The sequence below is a fragment of the Pantoea sp. SIMBA_079 genome (assembly GCF_046940275.1).
GTDB lineage: Bacteria > Pseudomonadota > Gammaproteobacteria > Enterobacterales > Enterobacteriaceae > Pantoea > Pantoea borealis.
Genome location: NZ_JAWRYR010000825.1, coordinates 1 through 241, shown reverse-complemented (window position 1 = coordinate 241; position 241 = coordinate 1). Strand labels below are relative to the sequence as shown.

The following is a 241-nucleotide window of genomic DNA, read 5'->3' as shown; positions in this document are numbered from 1 at the left end:
ACCTTGCCTGCGAACCAATAGACGATATTCCATTCGTAGAGATAGGAGACGCCGTAGACATTGTTGGTGTAGCTGGGTGCAAGCTCGCCGCTACTTAGGGAGGGCGGCAACCAGTGGGCGCCGAAGTGCCGCGCATCTGCGATATGAAGGAACTCGTCCGGGTGTGCGGAAGGTGCCAGCGGGGACAACAACGCCATCACCACCACCAGCGTGATCGCCACTGAAACAAAAAGTAGCGATG

Annotated in this window: 1 protein-coding gene; it reads right to left on the bottom strand. The window is 57.3% G+C overall.

The genetic code is table 11. From position 1 onward, the window contains the following. Positions 1-241 (bottom strand): hypothetical protein (locus tag SB719_RS22260; RefSeq protein ID WP_412160048.1); only part of this gene is annotated, 241 nt, incomplete at both ends.